The organism is Cupriavidus sp. SIMBA_020 (genome assembly GCF_046535395.1).
Lineage (GTDB): Bacteria > Pseudomonadota > Gammaproteobacteria > Burkholderiales > Burkholderiaceae > Cupriavidus > Cupriavidus campinensis.
Map to the genome: position 1 here is coordinate 1 of NZ_JAWRWU010000612.1, position 270 is coordinate 270.

Below are 270 nucleotides of genomic sequence, written 5' to 3' on the forward strand. Positions count from 1 at the left end.
GAAAGGCATGCAATTCGACAAGCGCGCCTGGCTCGACCGCATCAAGCGGATGTTCGCGGGCTTCGACCGTCCGCTCGCACTGATCGTGTTCCTGCTGTTGTGCGTCGGCCTCGTCACGTTGTACAGCGCGAGTCTGGACGTTCCCGGCCGCGTGGAAGATCAACTGCGCAACATCATGCTGACGTTCCTACTGATGTGGGCGCTTGCCAATGTGCCGCCCACCATGCTGATGCGCTTCGCCGTCCCGCTTTATACGTTCGGGATCGCGTT

At 60.7% G+C, this 270-nt stretch carries 1 pseudogene; it reads left to right on the plus strand.

Going from position 1 to position 270, the window contains the following annotated elements:
• Positions 1 to 7 precede the first annotated feature (7 nt).
• Positions 8 to 270 (plus strand): annotated as a pseudogene (locus SB751_RS30740) (rod shape-determining protein RodA); the annotation flags it as partial.